17 protein-coding genes are annotated in these 15,650 nt (G+C 60.3%); 7 read left to right on the top strand and 10 right to left on the bottom strand.

All coding sequences use genetic code 11. The features are described from left to right. Window positions 1-6: 6 nt before the first annotated feature. On the bottom strand, window positions 7-342 hold the full coding sequence (locus A3OQ_RS23175; RefSeq protein ID WP_020177283.1) for a hypothetical protein: 336 nt from the start codon (window positions 340-342) through the stop codon (window positions 7-9). Window positions 343-443: 101 nt separating this feature from the next. Here A3OQ_RS23175 and A3OQ_RS0120295 point away from each other — a divergent pair, with 101 nt between their 5' ends. Beyond that, window positions 444-1,385 carry a 50S ribosomal protein L11 methyltransferase gene (locus A3OQ_RS0120295; RefSeq protein ID WP_020177282.1) on the top strand — a complete coding sequence of 314 codons (942 nt, stop codon included), beginning with the start codon at window positions 444-446 and terminating at the stop codon, window positions 1,383-1,385. A 59-nt stretch (window positions 1,386-1,444) separates the two neighbouring features. Here A3OQ_RS0120295 and A3OQ_RS0120290 read toward each other — a convergent pair whose 3' ends face one another. Then, on the bottom strand, window positions 1,445-2,881 hold the full coding sequence (locus A3OQ_RS0120290) for a lipopolysaccharide biosynthesis protein (protein ID WP_020177281.1): 1,437 nt from the start codon (window positions 2,879-2,881) through the stop codon (window positions 1,445-1,447). A gap of 364 nt (window positions 2,882-3,245) precedes the next feature. Between A3OQ_RS0120290 and A3OQ_RS0120280 the strand changes: the two genes are divergently transcribed. After that, complete coding sequence (locus A3OQ_RS0120280) at window positions 3,246-3,977, top strand: cytochrome c biogenesis CcdA family protein (RefSeq protein ID WP_020177279.1); 732 nt, start codon at window positions 3,246-3,248, stop codon at window positions 3,975-3,977. A 130-nt stretch (window positions 3,978-4,107) separates the two neighbouring features. On the opposite strand, the gene A3OQ_RS0120275 is transcribed toward A3OQ_RS0120280, so the two are convergent. From A3OQ_RS0120275 to A3OQ_RS0120250, 6 genes are read right to left on the bottom strand one after another with little or no spacing between them, the layout of a single operon-like run. Beyond that, complete coding sequence (locus tag A3OQ_RS0120275; protein WP_020177278.1) at window positions 4,108-5,247, bottom strand: branched-chain amino acid ABC transporter substrate-binding protein; 1,140 nt, start codon at window positions 5,245-5,247, stop codon at window positions 4,108-4,110. Continuing rightward, window positions 5,247-5,537 carry a DUF6867 family protein gene (locus A3OQ_RS0120270; RefSeq protein WP_020177277.1) on the bottom strand — a complete coding sequence of 97 codons (291 nt, stop codon included), beginning with the start codon at window positions 5,535-5,537 and terminating at the stop codon, window positions 5,247-5,249. Before A3OQ_RS0120270 ends, A3OQ_RS0120275 begins: the two co-directional genes overlap by 1 nt. Beyond that, window positions 5,537-6,268 (bottom strand): ABC transporter ATP-binding protein, encoded by a 732-nt coding sequence (locus A3OQ_RS0120265; protein ID WP_020177276.1) that lies wholly within the window; start codon window positions 6,266-6,268, stop codon window positions 5,537-5,539. The genes A3OQ_RS0120270 and A3OQ_RS0120265 overlap by 1 nt, the downstream gene beginning before the upstream one ends. Continuing rightward, window positions 6,265-7,161, bottom strand: a complete 897-nt coding sequence (locus A3OQ_RS0120260) for an ABC transporter ATP-binding protein (RefSeq protein ID WP_020177275.1) — start codon at window positions 7,159-7,161, stop codon at window positions 6,265-6,267. The genes A3OQ_RS0120265 and A3OQ_RS0120260 overlap by 4 nt, the downstream gene beginning before the upstream one ends. After that, window positions 7,161-8,513 (bottom strand): high-affinity branched-chain amino acid ABC transporter permease LivM, encoded by a 1,353-nt coding sequence (gene livM / locus A3OQ_RS0120255; RefSeq protein ID WP_020177274.1) that lies wholly within the window; start codon window positions 8,511-8,513, stop codon window positions 7,161-7,163. Before livM ends, A3OQ_RS0120260 begins: the two co-directional genes overlap by 1 nt. A 2-nt stretch (window positions 8,514-8,515) precedes the next feature. Continuing rightward, window positions 8,516-9,433 (bottom strand): branched-chain amino acid ABC transporter permease, encoded by a 918-nt coding sequence (locus A3OQ_RS0120250; protein ID WP_020177273.1) that lies wholly within the window; start codon window positions 9,431-9,433, stop codon window positions 8,516-8,518. Window positions 9,434-9,643: 210 nt separating this feature from the next. On the opposite strand from A3OQ_RS0120250, the gene A3OQ_RS0120245 reads away from it, so the two are divergent. Continuing rightward, a complete protein-coding gene (locus A3OQ_RS0120245; RefSeq protein WP_020177272.1) occupies window positions 9,644-10,156 on the top strand; it encodes a flavin reductase family protein in 513 nt (170 codons plus the stop codon). Between the two features lie 139 nt (window positions 10,157-10,295). Here the strand turns inward: A3OQ_RS0120245 and pcaD are convergent, their stop codons facing one another. After that, the gene (pcaD, locus tag A3OQ_RS24950; protein ID WP_020177271.1) at window positions 10,296-11,600 is read right to left on the bottom strand and encodes a 3-oxoadipate enol-lactonase; all 1,305 of its coding nucleotides are present in this window, start codon (window positions 11,598-11,600) and stop codon (window positions 10,296-10,298) included. A gap of 212 nt (window positions 11,601-11,812) precedes the next feature. On the opposite strand from pcaD, the gene A3OQ_RS0120235 reads away from it, so the two are divergent. The 4 genes from A3OQ_RS0120235 (at window position 11,813) to A3OQ_RS0120220 (ending at window position 13,955) form a co-directional block, all read left to right on the top strand. Next, window positions 11,813-12,136 carry an XdhC family protein gene (locus tag A3OQ_RS0120235; RefSeq protein WP_020177270.1) on the top strand — a complete coding sequence of 108 codons (324 nt, stop codon included), beginning with the start codon at window positions 11,813-11,815 and terminating at the stop codon, window positions 12,134-12,136. Beyond that, window positions 12,136-12,843, top strand: coding sequence for an XdhC family protein (locus tag A3OQ_RS0120230; RefSeq protein WP_020177269.1), 708 nt, complete (start codon window positions 12,136-12,138; stop codon window positions 12,841-12,843). Before A3OQ_RS0120235 ends, A3OQ_RS0120230 begins: the two co-directional genes overlap by 1 nt. 18 nt (window positions 12,844-12,861) lie before the next feature. Next, window positions 12,862-13,473, top strand: coding sequence for a nucleotidyltransferase family protein (locus tag A3OQ_RS0120225; RefSeq protein WP_020177268.1), 612 nt, complete (start codon window positions 12,862-12,864; stop codon window positions 13,471-13,473). A 188-nt stretch (window positions 13,474-13,661) separates the two neighbouring features. Next, on the top strand, window positions 13,662-13,955 hold the full coding sequence (locus tag A3OQ_RS0120220) for an usg protein (RefSeq protein WP_020177267.1): 294 nt from the start codon (window positions 13,662-13,664) through the stop codon (window positions 13,953-13,955). Between the two features lie 62 nt (window positions 13,956-14,017). Here A3OQ_RS0120220 and A3OQ_RS23160 read toward each other — a convergent pair whose 3' ends face one another. Further along, the gene (locus A3OQ_RS23160) at window positions 14,018-15,574 is read right to left on the bottom strand and encodes a putative bifunctional diguanylate cyclase/phosphodiesterase (RefSeq protein ID WP_020177266.1); all 1,557 of its coding nucleotides are present in this window, start codon (window positions 15,572-15,574) and stop codon (window positions 14,018-14,020) included. Window positions 15,575-15,650 lie beyond the last annotated feature (76 nt).

The following is a 15,650-nucleotide window of genomic DNA, read 5'->3' as shown; positions in this document are numbered from 1 at the left end:
TTTTCTTTATTTTCCGCGTTCCTTCTTGCAGGCGATGTCATGCGGCAGACAGGCGATGCCGGGCGTCGAACAGGAGACGTTGTTTGTGGCGTCCCGTGAGCAGGTCCGGCAGCCATCTGTCCATTCCACACAGGCGGGATTGGCCGTGCCAAAGGCCTCCATCGGAACATCGAGCGGCACTTTCTGCATCGGAAGTGGCGCTTCGGGCGCCGGTTCCGGCGCCGTGGGCTCGGTGGGAGAAGACTCCTTTAGCGGGGTCTCCTGCGCGCTGAGCGGAGCCGCGGCAAGACAAAACGCGCCGACGCAGAGGACGAGGGAAGGAAGCCGGGACAGCGAGATCATGGCCGTAGCATAGACCTGTCCGTCGGACGCGCCAATGACATCGAATGGCTGCTCGCCTTCTCATTTCTTGCGGGACGGGGCCGCCCATGCTACCGGCGCACATGCTCGAAGGTCTGCCGCCCAATAAAGCCGCCCATGTCATGCGGCTCGAATGCGATGAGGGAATAGCGCGCCGCATTGCCGATATTATCGTCGAGACCTACGATCCGGCAGAGACCGCGGCCTCTGCCTTCGAAGCCGTGACGAATACCAAAGACTGGAAAGAGGTTCCCTGGATCGTCGAGGTCTATTTCGGCCATCCGCCGGATGAGGACGGCATTCGCGCTCTGGTTGAATGCGCCGCCGGGCCCGCCGCCGCCGCGGCGGCGGTTTTCGCGCGCATCGATCAAAAGGATTGGGTGGCCGCGTCGCTCGAAGGCCTAGTCCCCGTGCGGGCCGGACGCTTTCTGGTGCATGGCGCGCATGACCGCGCGGCCTTACGGGAAAACGATATTGGCCTCGAAATCGAGGCGGCGCTGGCCTTCGGCACGGGCCATCACGGCTCGACGCGCGGCTGCCTTTTGATGCTCGATCGCGTCGCGAAACGCCGCAAGCCGCTGGCCATCCTCGATCTTGGTACCGGCAGCGGCGTGCTTGCCATTGCCGCCGCGCGGCTTTTTCATCGCCGGGTGCAGGCGAGCGATATCGATTCCGTTTCCGTCGCGGCGGCGGCATCCAATGCGCGGCTCAATGGCGCCGCGGCCTATGTGCGGCCGGTCCATGCGGCCGGGCTTGCGCATCCGAAGCTTGCGGCAGGCGCCCCTTACGATCTCGTCTTTGCGAATATTTTGGCGCGGCCTTTGCGCCGCATGGCGGCGGCTGTCGTGCAGCACATGGCGTCGGGAGGCGAGATCATTCTCTCAGGGCTGCTTGCGCGGGACGTTCCTGGCGTCATCTCGGCCTATGGCGCGCAAGGCCTGCGGCTTAGTCATCGCCTCGAAATCGAAGGCTGGGTGACGCTGCTGATGCAACGTCCTCATGCGCTAGCGGATGACGAAGATTAGAGCATGATTCCAAAAAGGTGCAGACTTTTTGGGAAGGATCATGCGTCCAAAATGGATGATTAAAGCGTGCGCAGCCGCCGGACGACAGGCCGCAGATAGTTCAAGACCAGGCCGCGCAGGCCGGCGATATCGAGCATCACGACAAAAAACGCATAGACGAAAACGCCCGCCGATATTTGCACCAGGAGCGTCACGACACCGGGTTCCTGCTCACGGAATGGTAGAAGGGCCGCGGCCATTGAGGCGGTACCAAGCGCTGTCGCCGCGAGATCGCGCACCGACGGCCATTGCGGCTTCGACGCGCAGGCAAAGAAAATCAAGGCGATGAGCGCGGCGGCGAAGGCGCCTGCCTGGGCGATGGCAAGGCTCGATGCGTCAGTGCTGCGCGGCAGGATGAAAACCAAAAGCGGATCGACGACGCAGGCGACGGCGGCGGCCGCGATCAACGGTCCCGTCCGCTTGGAGATCTGAAAGATCGGATTGATGCCGAATTGAATGAGGCCGGAGCAGAAGAGCCCGGTCATCATCAGCGGCAGAAGCTCGCCGAAAGGTCCGCGATATTGCACGGGTACGATCAATTGCTCGATCGACGGAAGAATCAGCCAGATGCCCGTGCAGGCAGGCAGAAGGATGGCAATGACGATCGCCATATTATGCGCGATCTGCTGGCGCGCGCGCGCCGCGCCATGGCGCTCGTGCGTCGCGACCGCGATCTGAAACAAGAACACGTCGAGCGTCGAGCCGATCGCCTGCACGGCCTTGGTTCCGATGTCATAGGCCAGTGAAAATTGCCCGGTTTCGGAAAAGCCGTAGAGCACCGTGACGATGGACCTGTTGGCAAGCGGGATCAGGAGATAGAGCAGGTTCGCGCCGACGATCGGCAAAGCATAGGCGGCGACCGATTCTGCGATCGAGCCTTTTGCCGAGCGGACTTCGGCGCCCGGATCGTGCAGCGCCGCGCGCGCCGTGATCAATGTACAGCTCATGCTCAGGATGCTGCCGACGAGCGCCATTTTCGCGGAGCCGAACCAGAAGGCACCGCCGCCGACAAGCGCGAGCGATAGGACATTTTTAACGACGATCAGCCGCGTATAGAGCTTGTTGTGGAAACGCGCCCGCACCAAGGCCGACGTATAATCGAAAAACGCATTGGTGATGGACGAGCCGACGGCGAGCGCGATGAGCCCGTTCGAGAGCGGAAAGTTGATGCCGGCCATGAGCAGCACGGCGGTACCGATCGTCAGACCCACGGCGATGACTGTGAAGGACACATCAAGCGTCGCCCGCAGGCCCGGGTCTTCGGTACGGATGCGTTCCGAATAAAACCGTGTCGCGCCGAGCCGGAGCCAATCGAAGAACGCCGTCTGCACGGCCATGGCGGTTGCAAGCGCCAAGGCGAAGCGGCCGAACTCCTCGGGGCCCAGAAATTTCGCGACCGACAGCCCGATCACGAAATTGAACATGATGTTGCAGACGAAGGCGATCATCATTCCCATGTGGCTGATCCCTGCACATGGAAGGACGTGACCGAACCGGCCAAGGCGCTTTGCCGGAATGAAAAGACGCTTGAAATCATGAATGTGTCATAACCCGGATCGGCTAAAAATGTCTTGTTTCGAAGCCGACTCCCGGCGCTTGAACAAACGATTTTGTGATCTTGCGTCCCCCAGAACACATAAGACCTTGCGCCACCGTTTTAGCTTTGCAATAAAAAAATAAGTTAAATCAATTATTTAAACGGAAATGGCGATCGCGGTGCCGGAAGCTCTGCTTCGAGCGGGAGGGCCGGGATAAAAACCTTAAGGCCAAACCTGTCTGAAAGGTCATGCTTCCTCAAGAATGGTTTGTTAGAAGCGGGGCATGGCTCTCGATGTCACTTTTTCAGCAGCTGCTGCGGCGGGACTTCTCTCCTTCCTCAGTCCATGCGTTTTACCGCTGGTCCCACCCTATCTGACCTTCATCGCCGGCACGACGATCGAAGAAGTTGCGAGCGAGGGCGAGAGCCGCGCGCAGCGCGATATTTTCATCGCGGCGGTGCTTTTCGTATTGGGCTTCTCGACGGTCTTCGTCGCGCTTGGCGCGACGGCCTCAGTCTTCGGCCAGGTTTTGCGTGAGCATCTTGCTGTGCTGTCGGTGCTGGCCGGCGGCGCAATCATCCTCATGGGCCTGCATTTTTTGGGCGTCTTTCGTATCGCATTCATGTATCGCGAGGCGCGGCTTGAAGTGAATAAGCCGCTTGGCCTTTGGGGCGCCTATGTCTTGGGTCTCGCTTTCGCTTTCGGCTGGACGCCCTGCATCGGTCCGATCCTCGCGGCGATTCTGGCCGTTGCCGCCTCACAAGAGACTTTAGGCAAAGGCGCCGGACTTCTCGCCGTTTATTCGCTCGGGCTAGGCGTGCCGTTTCTGCTGGCGGCGCTCGCCATCGAGCCCTGCATGGGGTTTCTCAAACGGTTCAAAAAATATTTCGGCATAGTCGAGCGCATCGTCGGCGTGCTCTTGATTTTGACCGGCATCGCCTTTTTGACCGGCTCTTTGCAGAACCTGTCCTTCTGGCTGCTCGAGACCTTTCCGGGTCTCGCCAATCTGGGGTGAAGAGCACCTACCTTCGGCGCGTCATGCGCGGGCTTGACCCGCGCATCCAGGCACTCCGCAGAAAATCGTAAGCGCATTCTTGGATGCCCGGCTCAAGGCCGGGCATGACGCAGCTGATGGATTTGTGCTTCTAGCTCTGCTTGTCCAGCTCGTAATAGCTGATCTTGCCGTCGGGGCCTTTGCGCCAGACGAAGACGGTATAATCGGCGCGCGTCACATCGCCCTTTTTATCGTAGCTTAAATCGCCGATCACGGTCTTGAACGTCATGCCGGAATGCATGGCCTTGGCGATCTCCAACGGATCGAGAGACTTCGCCGCTTCCGCCGCCTGTTTGATGACTTCGAGCGCGGCATAGGAATAGAGCGTGTAAGTCTCCGGATTGATGTTCTTGGCCTTATATCTTGCCACGACCTCGGCCGCTTCCGGCCTGTTGCGCGGATCGGGGGGGAAGGTCATCAGCGTGCCTTCGACACCGGGACCGCCGATCGCGGCATATTCGTCGGAGGCCAATCCGTCTCCCGCCATCAAGGTCGCCATGACGCCCTGGTCGCGCATCTGCCGCACGATCAACCCGCCTTCGGTGTGATAGCCGCCCCAATAGACGATGTCGGCGCCCGACGCTTTGATCTTCGAGACGACGGCGGAATAATCCTTCTCGCCCTTGTTCACGCCTTCATAAAGCACATCCGTGACGCCGAGCGCGGCAAGATCCTTGCGCGTCTCGTCGGCGAGCCCTTTGCCATAGGTCGTCTTGTCGTGCAGAAAGGCGATCTTCTTGTCCTTCAGGCTTGCGAGATATTTGGCGGCCACGATCGCCTGCTGATCGTCGCGCCCGCAGGTGCGGAAGATTGTCTCCAGGCCGCGATCGGTGATCTGCGGATTGGTCGAGGCGGGCGTGATGTCGAGTATGTTGTTTTCGGCGTAGATGTCGGTCGCTGGCATGGTTACGCCGGAATTGAAGTGACCGATGACGAGCTTGATCCCGTCGCTCACGAAACGGTTGGCGACGGAGACGCCTTGCTTCGGATCGGCGGCATCGTCGCCGATGGCGATCCTGAGCTTCTTGCCCATGATGCCGCCGCTGGCGTTGATATCCTCGATCGCCTGCTCGACGCCGAAGCGCAATTGCGATCCGAAGACGGCGTCAGGCCCTGTCATCGGACCAGCGACGCCGATCTTGACCTGCACGGGCGATGGCACCGGCACTTGCGCCGCGGCTGGCAAGCCAAACACAAGCGGCAAAAGGAGACCGAGGATTTTCACACGCATCAGGTTTCTCCAGCGAGCCATCCATATTGCTGTTTCATTTGTCTTCGTCGTGTCCAGGAAAAGCTGAGCCAAGCCAGGCAATAGAGCACCGCGACATCCATCATATAGGCCGTGCCCGATAAAAGCGCCTCCCCAAGCAAGGCATAATGAAGAAAGCGGACCGCCATGGCGAGCAGGAGCATGGCGAGGACGATGTGCCAGCGCGAGCGCCAGATCAGCGCGAGCGCGCGTCCGCTCATGACCGCTGCTGTGCCGCCAAGGCCAAGCGTAATCACCAGAAAGCCCAGCATCACGCGCCTCCGAGATAGGCGGCGCGGATATCGTCGCGGGCGAGAAGCTCAGCCCCCGCGCCAGCATGGCTGATCTCGCCGTTGACCATGACATAGGCGCGATCGGCAAGCTTCAGCGCATGATAGGCATTTTGCTCGACGAGAAACACGGTGAGGCCTTCGTCGCGATTGAGCCGCTTAAGCACGTCGAAGATCTGCTTGACGATGAGCGGCGCCAGACCCAGAGAAGGTTCGTCGAGAAGCAGCAGCCGCGGGCGGCTCATCAAGGCGCGGCCGATCGCAAGCATCTGCTGTTCGCCGCCCGACAGCGTGCCGGCACGTTGTGTCGCGCGGGTGCCCAGCCAGGGGAAGTGATCGACCACGCGTTCGAGATCGCGGGCGAAACTGCCATTGCCATTCAAGGCACCCATTTGGAGATTTTCGAACACCGTCATGCGCGGAAAAACCCGGCGGCCTTCCGGCACCTGCGCGAGACCCGCGCGGGCGATCTCATGCGTCTTGCGATGCGTGATGTCTTCGCCATCGAAAAGGATGTGGCCTTCACGTGCCTGCGGCTTGCCGAAAATGGTCATCATCAGCGTCGATTTGCCGGCGCCATTGGCACCGATCAATGTAACGATCTCGCCTTCATCGATATGGAGCGCGACGCCCTTCAAGGCGGCGACGGGCCCATAGAAGGCCTTGACGCCCTCTATGGACAAGAGCGTCGAAGAAGAAGGCCCCGCTTTCATGCGCCGACCTTTGTCTCGGCCAAACGCAGCTCGTCGTCTTCGACGCCGAGATAGGCTGCGACGACATTTTCATCGCGGCGGACGGCGGATGCCGTGCCCTCGGCGATCTTGCGGCCATAGTCGAGCACCACGACGTGGTCGGATATGCTCATGACGACCGACATGTCATGCTCGATCAACAGGATCGACGTGCCGTGCGTCTGGCGAATATCCCGCAGCAGTTCGTTAAGCTTCGATGATTCCGCTGCGTTCAATCCGGCGGCGGGCTCGTCGAGGCATAAAAGCAGCGGCTCCGTCATCATGGCGCGGGCGATTTCGAGCTGGCGCTGCGCGCCATAGGAGAGATTGCCGGCCGCATCATCCGCGTGTTCGGCAAGGCCGATCTTGGCGAGCCAATATTTCGCTGCCTCGACTGCTTCTTTTTCCGTCGTGTGATAGGCGCCGATGCCGAGCAGACCCAAGATCGTATAGCCGGACGCGGCCATCAATTGATTGTGGCGCGCGACGATCAGGTTTTCGAGCGCCGTCATGCCGGAGAACAGCCGTATATTCTGAAAAGTCCGCGCCACATGTCCGCGACGGGCGATCTCGGCATCGCTCATGCGCTCCAGAAGACAAATGTCGCCGGATGCAAAGACGCCGTGGCGGCGGCCGGAGCGCGTCAGCCTGTCGATATCGGCCGCCTTCGGCTCGCCTTGCATCAAGACGATGCGGCCGGCATCCGGTTTGTAGAAACCGGTAATGCAATTGAAGAGGGTCGTCTTGCCGGCGCCGTTCGGTCCGATCAGCGCCGTGATCTCGCCGCCTCTGGCCTCGAAGCTCACATCGTCTACGGCGGTCAGACCGCCGAAACGCATGGTGAGATGTTCGACGCGCAAAAGTGGAGGCGCCATCAAGTGCGCCCTTCCGCGATAAGCTCGACCGCGACGGGCTTGGCTTTTTTCAGAAAGATCGAGGGCCGCCGCACAGAGACGAGACCGCGCGGACGCCAGTTCATCATGGCGACCATGGCGAGGCCGACGAGCAACATGCGATATTGCGTCGGATCGAATGTATAGCCGAAGAATTCCTGCAATACGTCGAGCTCGCGCAAAAACTCCGAGCCGCCGATAATCAGGATCGCGGCGAGCACGATGCCAAGCTGCGAGCCCGCGCCGCCTAAAACGACGATCGAAAGGATCGTCGCGGATTCGATAAAGCCGAAGCTCGATGGCGAGACGAAACCCTGCCGCACGGCGAAGAAGGCGCCGGCGATGCCTGCGATGAGCGCGCCGATCGCGAAGGCGGAGAGTTTTGCTTTGACCGTGTCGATGCCAAGCGACCGGCAGGCGATCTCGTCTTCGCGCAGCGCCTCCCAGACGCGGCCGAGCGGCAAGCGGCGCAGCCGCGTGGTCAAGAAATTCGTCAGCAGCGCGAGCGCAAGAATGAGATAATAAAGAAAGATCGTTCGCTCGATCGGAAAAAACGGAAGGCCGAAATGCGCGGCGAAACCCGCTTCACCTTTAGTGAATGGAATGCCGAGGAAGGTAATTTTCGGGATCAGGCTGACACCTGCATCGCCATTGGTAAGCGCCGTCCAATTGACCGCGACGACGCGGGTGATTTCGCCAAAGGCCAAAGTGACGATGGCGAGATAATCGCCGCGCAGCCGCAGCACCGGAAAGCCGAGCGCTATGCCAAAGAGCGCCGCGATGGCGCCGCAGATCGGCAGGCAGAGCCAGAAGGACCAGCCGAGATCCGTCGCAAGCAGCGCATAGGCATAGGCGCCGACGGCATAGAAGGCGACATAGCCGAGATCGAGCAGGCCGGCGAGGCCGACGACGATGTTCAAGCCCCAGCCGAGCATCACATAGATCAGGATCTGAATGCCGTAATTGTCGATCCATTTGAGCGAGCCCGCCGGGCCGAGCGTAAAGACGGCGGCGAGCGGAAAGGCAATCAGCGCGCCGATCCCGGCAAAGCCGATGAGGCGAAGAGCGTTTGGCGAAACGCCGTATTTGGTCTTCGGCGTTTCGGCGGCGGCGCGTCTGCCATGCATCCAAGAGAGGACGATCTCGCCGAGCAAGCGGAGGATGAAAACCCCGCCTACCAGGAGTGCAACCAGCGGCCAGCGGCTTTCGAGAAAGAGACCGCGCGTCAGATCCATATCGGCGTGATAGGCGACGATCGGAAACGAAAGACCGAGCATAATCAGCGCTGCGAGGCCGGCGCTTTTGACTTTGCTCGGAATTCCTTCCGTTCCCACGGTTAAACTTTCTCGATGTCGGCGCGGCCCAAAAGACCGCGCGGCAGAAAGATCAAAGTGACGGCGAGCACGCTGAAGGCCGCGACATCCTTATAGTCGGAGGAAAAATAAGCAGCCCAAAAGGTCTCGACGAGGCCGATCAGCAAGCCGCCGAGCACGGCGCCGGGCAAAGAGCCGATGCCGCCGAGCACCGCCGCCGTGAAGGCTTTGACTCCCGCGATGAATCCGTCGTTCGGATTCACCACACCATAATAAAGCATGTAAAGCACGCCGGCGGCGGCCGCGAGCACCGCGCCAATGACGAACGTCGCAGAGACCGTGCGATCGACATCGACGCCAAGCAAAGCCGCCATGGTCTGGTCCTGCTCGCAGGCACGCTGCGCGCGGCCGAGCGGCGTCTTTTCGACGACATACCAGAGGCCAAAGAGCAGCACGGCCGTGACGGCGATGATGAGGATCTGCTTCAACGACAGAGTGACGTCATAGCCGTGCCCATGCGTCAGCTTGAAAACCTCGTCGAGCATGGAGGGAACGGCCTTGTTGCGCGGGCCTTGCGCGAGCGCGACGAAATTCGACAGAAAGATCGACATGCCGATCGACGAGATCAAAGGCGCCAATCGGAACGATGAGCGCAGGCGTCTATAGGCGAGGCGCTCGATCATGAAATTCCAGAGGCCGGTGAGCGCCATGGCAGCGACGAGCACGATCACGAGATCGAGCGGGATCGATGCGAGGCCCAGGACCTGCGTCAGCAGGAGAAAGATGATGAGCGCGATGAAGCTCGACAGCATGAAGACATCGCCATGCGCGAAATTGACCATGCCGATCACGCCGAAGACCATCGTATAGCCGATCGCGATCAGGCCGTAGATCGCGCCGAGGGTCAGTCCATTGATCAATTGTTGCAGAAAGATTTCCATGCCGTACCTTTGCCTCAGGCGATGGACCATATTCTAAGCATTTGTTTCAAGGCGTGATCATGCTGTCGCTTTGTTTGTCGCGCAGCCTTTGCTATCAAGGCCTTTCGGCCCCCTAAGCCCGGGGCAGTCGCACCGGCAGGCCGAGCCCCGAAAACGACAAGACCCCGAAACGATAAAACCAAGCCCTACAACTATAAAACAAGGTGTATCATGGCCGAACTTACCGTTGCTGCTCCTGGCTCAGGCGTCGATCCCACACATTTCAAGGAAGCGATGAGCCGTTTCGCGGCGGCGGTCAATATTGTGACGACGGACGGACCGGCCGGCCTTGGCGGCATCACAGCAACGGCCGTGACTTCGATCACGGTCGAGCCGCCGATGATGCTGTTTTGCATCAACAAGACTTCGCCTTCGGCCGCGCGCATGATCGCCAATGGCTGTTTCTGCATCAATACGCTTGCGCCGCCGGATGAGGCTTTGTCGAATATTTTCGCCGGTCGCACCGACGAGCATCTCGAAGAGCGGTTCAAGACCGGCGCCTGGACGAAGCTCGTCACCGGCGCGCCGGCGCTTGCGACCGCGCTCGCCTCTTTCGATTGCCGCCTGATCGAGGCTAAGGAAGTGACGACCCATTTCGTCATGATCGGCGCGGTCGAGGCAGTGGCTTTCGCTCCGGAGAGCGAGTGCCTGGCCTATGTGCACCGGAAATATCGCGCGCTGTAGAGACTGGGCTAGTCCCTCACCCTGAGGAGCCGCCAAAGGCGGCGTCTCGAAGGGCGAGGGATCGGCGTGCTTTCTTACAAAGTGCCAACCCTCGTCCTTCGAGACGCATGCTCCTGAGGATGAGGCTTAGCGCGTTCTCTCAGCGCCGCTTCGCCTTCTTTGCGACGCTCTTCTTGGCGACGGCCTTCTTGATGGGCTTGCGGGCTACTTTCGCCGGTCCGGCTTTGCGTGACGGCAGCGTCTTTTTCACAGCCTTCTTCACGGTGCTTTTCTTTGCCGCTGTTTTCTTCACGGCCGTCTTTTTAACTGCCTTCTTCGTGGCGGCCTTCTTGATTGCGCCTTTTTTGATCGGGCCCTTCTTGGCAACCGTCTTCTTCACCGCGGTCTTCTTGGCGGCGGATTTTTTCACGGCCTTCTTGGGCGCAGCCTTTTTGGCAGCAGTCTTCTTGACGGCGGCCTTTTTGGGCACCGCTTTCTTGGCGGCTGCCTTTTTCACCGGAGCCTTTTTGGCCGCGGCTTTCTTCTTGGTGCGGGTCGTAACGGCGACCGGTTCAGGCGCGACCACAATCTCCACGTCCGGCGCTTTCTTCACGCGCGGCTTGCGCGGCTTTTTCGGAGCTGGAGCTTCGGAAACCTCTTCAAGCTCAAGCTCGATGACCGGCTCTTCCGCCAGAAGAAATTCGAGCGCTTTCTCAATGAATTGCTCTGCATCTTCGATATTCGAGAGATGCGCCGCTTCGAGCGTGACAAGCTTGGCCTTGGGGATCGTGCTGCTCAGCAGCGCCGCTATGCCCTGCGGCGTGACGGTGTCGTGACGGCCGACCATGACGAGAACCGGCGCCTGAATCGAACGGACCGCCTCGCGCAAATCGGCATCCCGGATCGCCGCGCAGGTGGCCGCATATCCTTCGGGGGGCGTTCTCAGAATCATATCCTCGATCTCGCCGACCTCGTCAGGATGTGAATCGCGAAAATCCTTGGTGAACCAATGTTCGATCAGGCTCGATGCGACCGCGCCCATGCCGTCTTGCAGGACTGTTTGAATCCGGCTGTTCCAGAGATCCGGCGAGGCGATCTGAGCTGCCGTATCGGAGAGAATGGCCTTGCCGATTCGCTTCGGCGCATGGGTCAAAAGCCATTGACCCACCATGCCGCCGAGCGAGAGGCCGAGGAAATCGACTTTTTCCAAACCCAATGTATCGAGGATCTCAAGTGCGTCGCGGCCGAGATCGGCGATTGAATAGGGGCCTTCCGAGACGACGCTGTTGCCATGCCCGCGCGCATCATAGCGCAGCACGCGATAGTGTTTGAGCAGGGCCGGAATTTGCGCGTCCCACATGTGCAGATTTGCGCCCATCGCATTGGACAACATCAAAACGGGCGCGTCTTCGTCGCCCTCGATCTCGACGTGGAACGCTTCGCCACCGATGCTCAATTCGGCCATGGGTCACCCTCGTTTCAAAAAATCCTCTGCCGGCAGAAGCCGGCCAATCCACTGCCTTTTAGCCCAACAAAAAGATTCGTGCAGCTTCATTCAAACCATTGAACGATGAATAGCGATGGCGGCACGCGCCGAGGCCCCTGAAAAACCTCGGCCGTAGGCTATATGTTATAGGCTGTATAAAGAGGCTCAGGGTAAACCGGAGTGGTCGGATCATGCTGACATCGGAAGATGATATTCTGCTCACCGCCCAGGCGTGGAAGCAGGCTGGCCGGCAGGTCGCGCTAGCGACCGTGGTGGAGACCTGGGGATCGGCGCCGCGTCCGGTCGGGAGCCATCTCTTGATCGACGAGACCGGCGGCTTTCTCGGCTCCGTCTCCGGCGGTTGCGTCGAGGGTGAAGTCGTGACCGAGGCGCAGGACGTGATCGAAGACGGCAAGCCGCGCATGCTCGAATTTGGCGTCGCCGACGAGACGGCCTGGCGCGCCGGTCTCTCCTGTGGCGGCAGGATCAAGGTCTATGTCGAAAGGGTCGATTGATGCGGCTCGACCTTCTCGCGGCCCTCAATGCCGAACGCGCCGCGCGGCGCGCCTGCGTGCTCGTGACGGATCTCGCCGCGGGCACGCAAAGGCTTGTGCGCGCAAATGAAATTGCCGCCGATCCGCTGGCCGGTGCGCTTCAAGACCAAGTCGGCCTCGGAAAAAGCGGCCTCGTCCATCATGACGGACGCGACTGGTTCCTGAGCGTCCAGATCCCGCCGTCGCGACTGATCGCGATCGGCGCCGTGCATATTTCGCAGGCGCTTGCCCCGATCGCCAAATTAATCGATCTCGACATTGTGATCGTCGATCCGCGCACGGCCTTCGCCAGCCTTGAGCGTTTCCCGGATGTGCCGCTCATCGCCGAATGGCCGGAGGTGGCGCTGCCGCCACTTGGGCTCGACCGGTTCACCGCTGTGGTCGCACTCTGCCATGATCCCAGGATCGACGATCCGGCTTTGGCAGCAGCCTTGAAGTCCGAGTGCTTTTATATCGGCGCCCTAGGCTCGCGGAAAACCCATGCCAAGCGGTTGGAGCGCCTGCGGGGTCTGGGCTTCGGCGAGGCCGAGCTTGGCAAGATTCACGCGCCGATCGGCCTCGATATCGGCGCCATCAGTCCTGCCGAAATCGCCGTTTCCATTATCGGCGAACTCGTCTCGGCCCGCCGCCAAAAGCCCCTGCGGGCGGCAGCGGAGGTGGCGGCGTGAGAGCCTGCGCCGGCAGTCATGCGTGAGGTCGCAGCGATTCTGCTGGCGGCCGGGCAGGCCACCCGTTTCGGCGGCGGTCCGCAGGAGACGAAGCTTGCCGCCGATCTCGATGGCAAGCCTTTGATCCGTTATGCGGCGGAGGCGGCGCTCGCCTCCAAAGCCGTTTGCGTCGTTCTTGTCACTGGCCATGCCGCCGAAAAAGTCCAAGACAGCGTGGCGGGATTGGATCTCTTCGTGGTCCATAATCCCGCCTATACAGAGGGGCTTTCCGCCTCCCTGAAGGCCGGTGTCGCCGCCCTGCCGGACATGGTCCGGGGCGCGATCATCCTCCTGGCCGATATGCCCTTTGTGACGGCCGAGGTGATCGACCGGTTGATCGCTCGGTTCGAGGATGCACCAATCGAACCCGATGCGGTCGTGCCTCTCCGGAACGGGCGGCAAGGCAATCCTGTTTTGATCGGCCGGAAACTCTTTCCCGAGGTCGCCATGCTCGTAGGCGACCGGGGCGCCAAGGCGCTTCTGGGGGGCCAAGACCGTCTTATTCTCGACTGTCCGATCGACGACTCAGCGATCGAAATCGATGTCGACACGCGCGAGATTTTGGCCGGATTGAAACGGCCGGTTTCATAAAGCTCCGGCATGTGGCTTGCTGTCACTAGTCACGCCTGTCACACACCCGTAACATTTGCTTAACCTTAAGCATGCGCAATATGGGCGTGACGGCAGGTTCTCCGAGTCTTCGCGGCGCGTGAACCAGAACAGGGCCTGAAGCAACAAATATCTGCGCGCAGGCGTTGTGGCCGGCACGGAGGTCGAAGATGTCGAAGCAAGCGCAAAATGGCAGGGTATCGGACGATTTCTTGAAGCAGCTTTCCGGCTATGGTCTGACGACGGCCGAAATCCTGTACCGGATGCCGGATCACCCCGGTCTGCTCCAAAGCTTCATCTGGCAGGACTATGATATAGCACCGGACTTCCCGACCCTGATCCGGTTTTTGACCTTCTGGCGGGAGAAACTCGACGGCGCCTTGCATAGCGTCAGGGTGGGGCATTCGAAGCTCATCAAACCGGCGGAAATCAAGGCGTTCGACGCCGAATTCCGGTTTAACTAGAGCATGATCCCGAAAGGTCGCAGAGCTTTTGGAGAGGGTGAAGCGAAAGCCGCCGCTTTTCTTCATCCGGCTCTGGCGACGGCAAGCGGCATGTTTGGCACGAGGCCATAGCCGCCCGCGGCCGTCGCCGCGAAAGCCGCGACGTCATCGGCCGCAAGCGATGCGGAAAAGAGAAAGCCCTGCAATTCATCGCAGCCGAGCGCACGCAGGAATTCGACCTGGTCCGGCGTTTCGATTCCTTCCGCATTGACGGTGAGACCGAGTGCGCGTCCGAGCTGGACGATCGATTGGACGATGATCGCGCTCTCTCCCGATGGCTCCATATATTGCAGGAACGACCGGTCGATCTTGATCTTGTCGAAGGCAAAGCGGCGCAGATAGATCAGGCTCGAATAGCCGGTGCCGAAATCGTCGAGCACCATTCTTATGCCGAGCGCGCGCAATTCGATGATCGAGTTTTCCGCCTGATCGGCATCTTCGATCACGACGCCTTCGGTCAGCTCGAGTTCGAGCCGTTGCGGCTCCATCCCGGTTTCCTGCAGAATTTTGACGACCGAGCTTACGAATTCCTTATGCCGGAATTGGATCGGCGAGACATTCACGGCGACGCGCAGCTCCGGCCACCTCCGCGCATCCAGACAGGCGCGCCGCAAGACCCATTCCCCGAGGGGAACGATCAGGCCGCGCTCTTCCGCGAGGCTGATGAAGCTTTCCGGCGGGAGATTGCCTTGGGTCGGGTGATTCCAGCGCACGAGCGCTTCGAGGCCGACCATTGTCTGTCCATCGCCGGACATGACGGGCTGATATTCGACGCCGAGCCCGTCATTGGCGATCGCTTGGCGTAATTCATCCTCGATGGCTTTGCGCAAACGCAAATGTTCACCCATGCGCGCTTCGAAGAAGGTGTAGCGATTGCGGCCTTCGTGCTTTGCCCGATAGAGCGCAAGATCGGCGAGGCACATCAAGCCGCTGCGGTCGGTCGCGTCCTGCGGGCAGAGGGCGATTCCGATGGAAATACCGGCAAAGACCTGCCGTTCGCCGAGGTCGAAGGGAACCGACAGGGCATCGAGAATGCGCTGTGCCAGGGCGGCGCTGTCGCGCGGATCTTTCACATCCGTCTGCAGAATACCGAATTCGTCGCCGCCAAGCCGCGCCAGACGATCGTTTTGGCGAAGCACCCGCGTGATGCGCGTGGTGATCGAGATGATCAGCTGGTCTCCGGCATCATGCCCGAACGTGTCGTTGATTTCTTTGAAACGATCGAGGTCGAGATAAAAAAGCGCAAACGAGCTTCTATTGCGGGCGCAGCGGCCGATTTCGGAATCGACGAGGTCGTTGAACAGAAAGCGGTTGGGTAGACCCGAGAGAATGTCATGGCCGGCGACCTGCTTGGCCTTGGCTTCGCTTTCGGTCAAACGCTGAACCGTCCGGCGCGATTGCCAAACCACATAAACCGAGAAGACAAGCGCGCTCGCGATGAAGAACGTATCGATGGCCTGCTGGGTCGCCACGAAAGCGACGAAGGTCGCCAGGGCGACAAGAGCGATGCCTGCAAGAATGGCTGAACCCTGGAGCGTTCCCTGCCGGAAGTCGCGCAAATTCATAAGGTCCATTTTCATTTGCTTTTTTCCGGCCCGACCCATGCGAATATTAATGCAGTGCGTCGAGTGCGACGCTAATTGAATAAATCTTGTT

The organism is Methyloferula stellata AR4 (assembly GCF_000385335.1).
In the GTDB taxonomy this organism is placed as follows: domain Bacteria; phylum Pseudomonadota; class Alphaproteobacteria; order Rhizobiales; family Beijerinckiaceae; genus Methyloferula; species Methyloferula stellata.
Note: the sequence above shows the minus strand (reverse complement) of the source record. Positions and strands in the feature narration are given on the sequence as shown.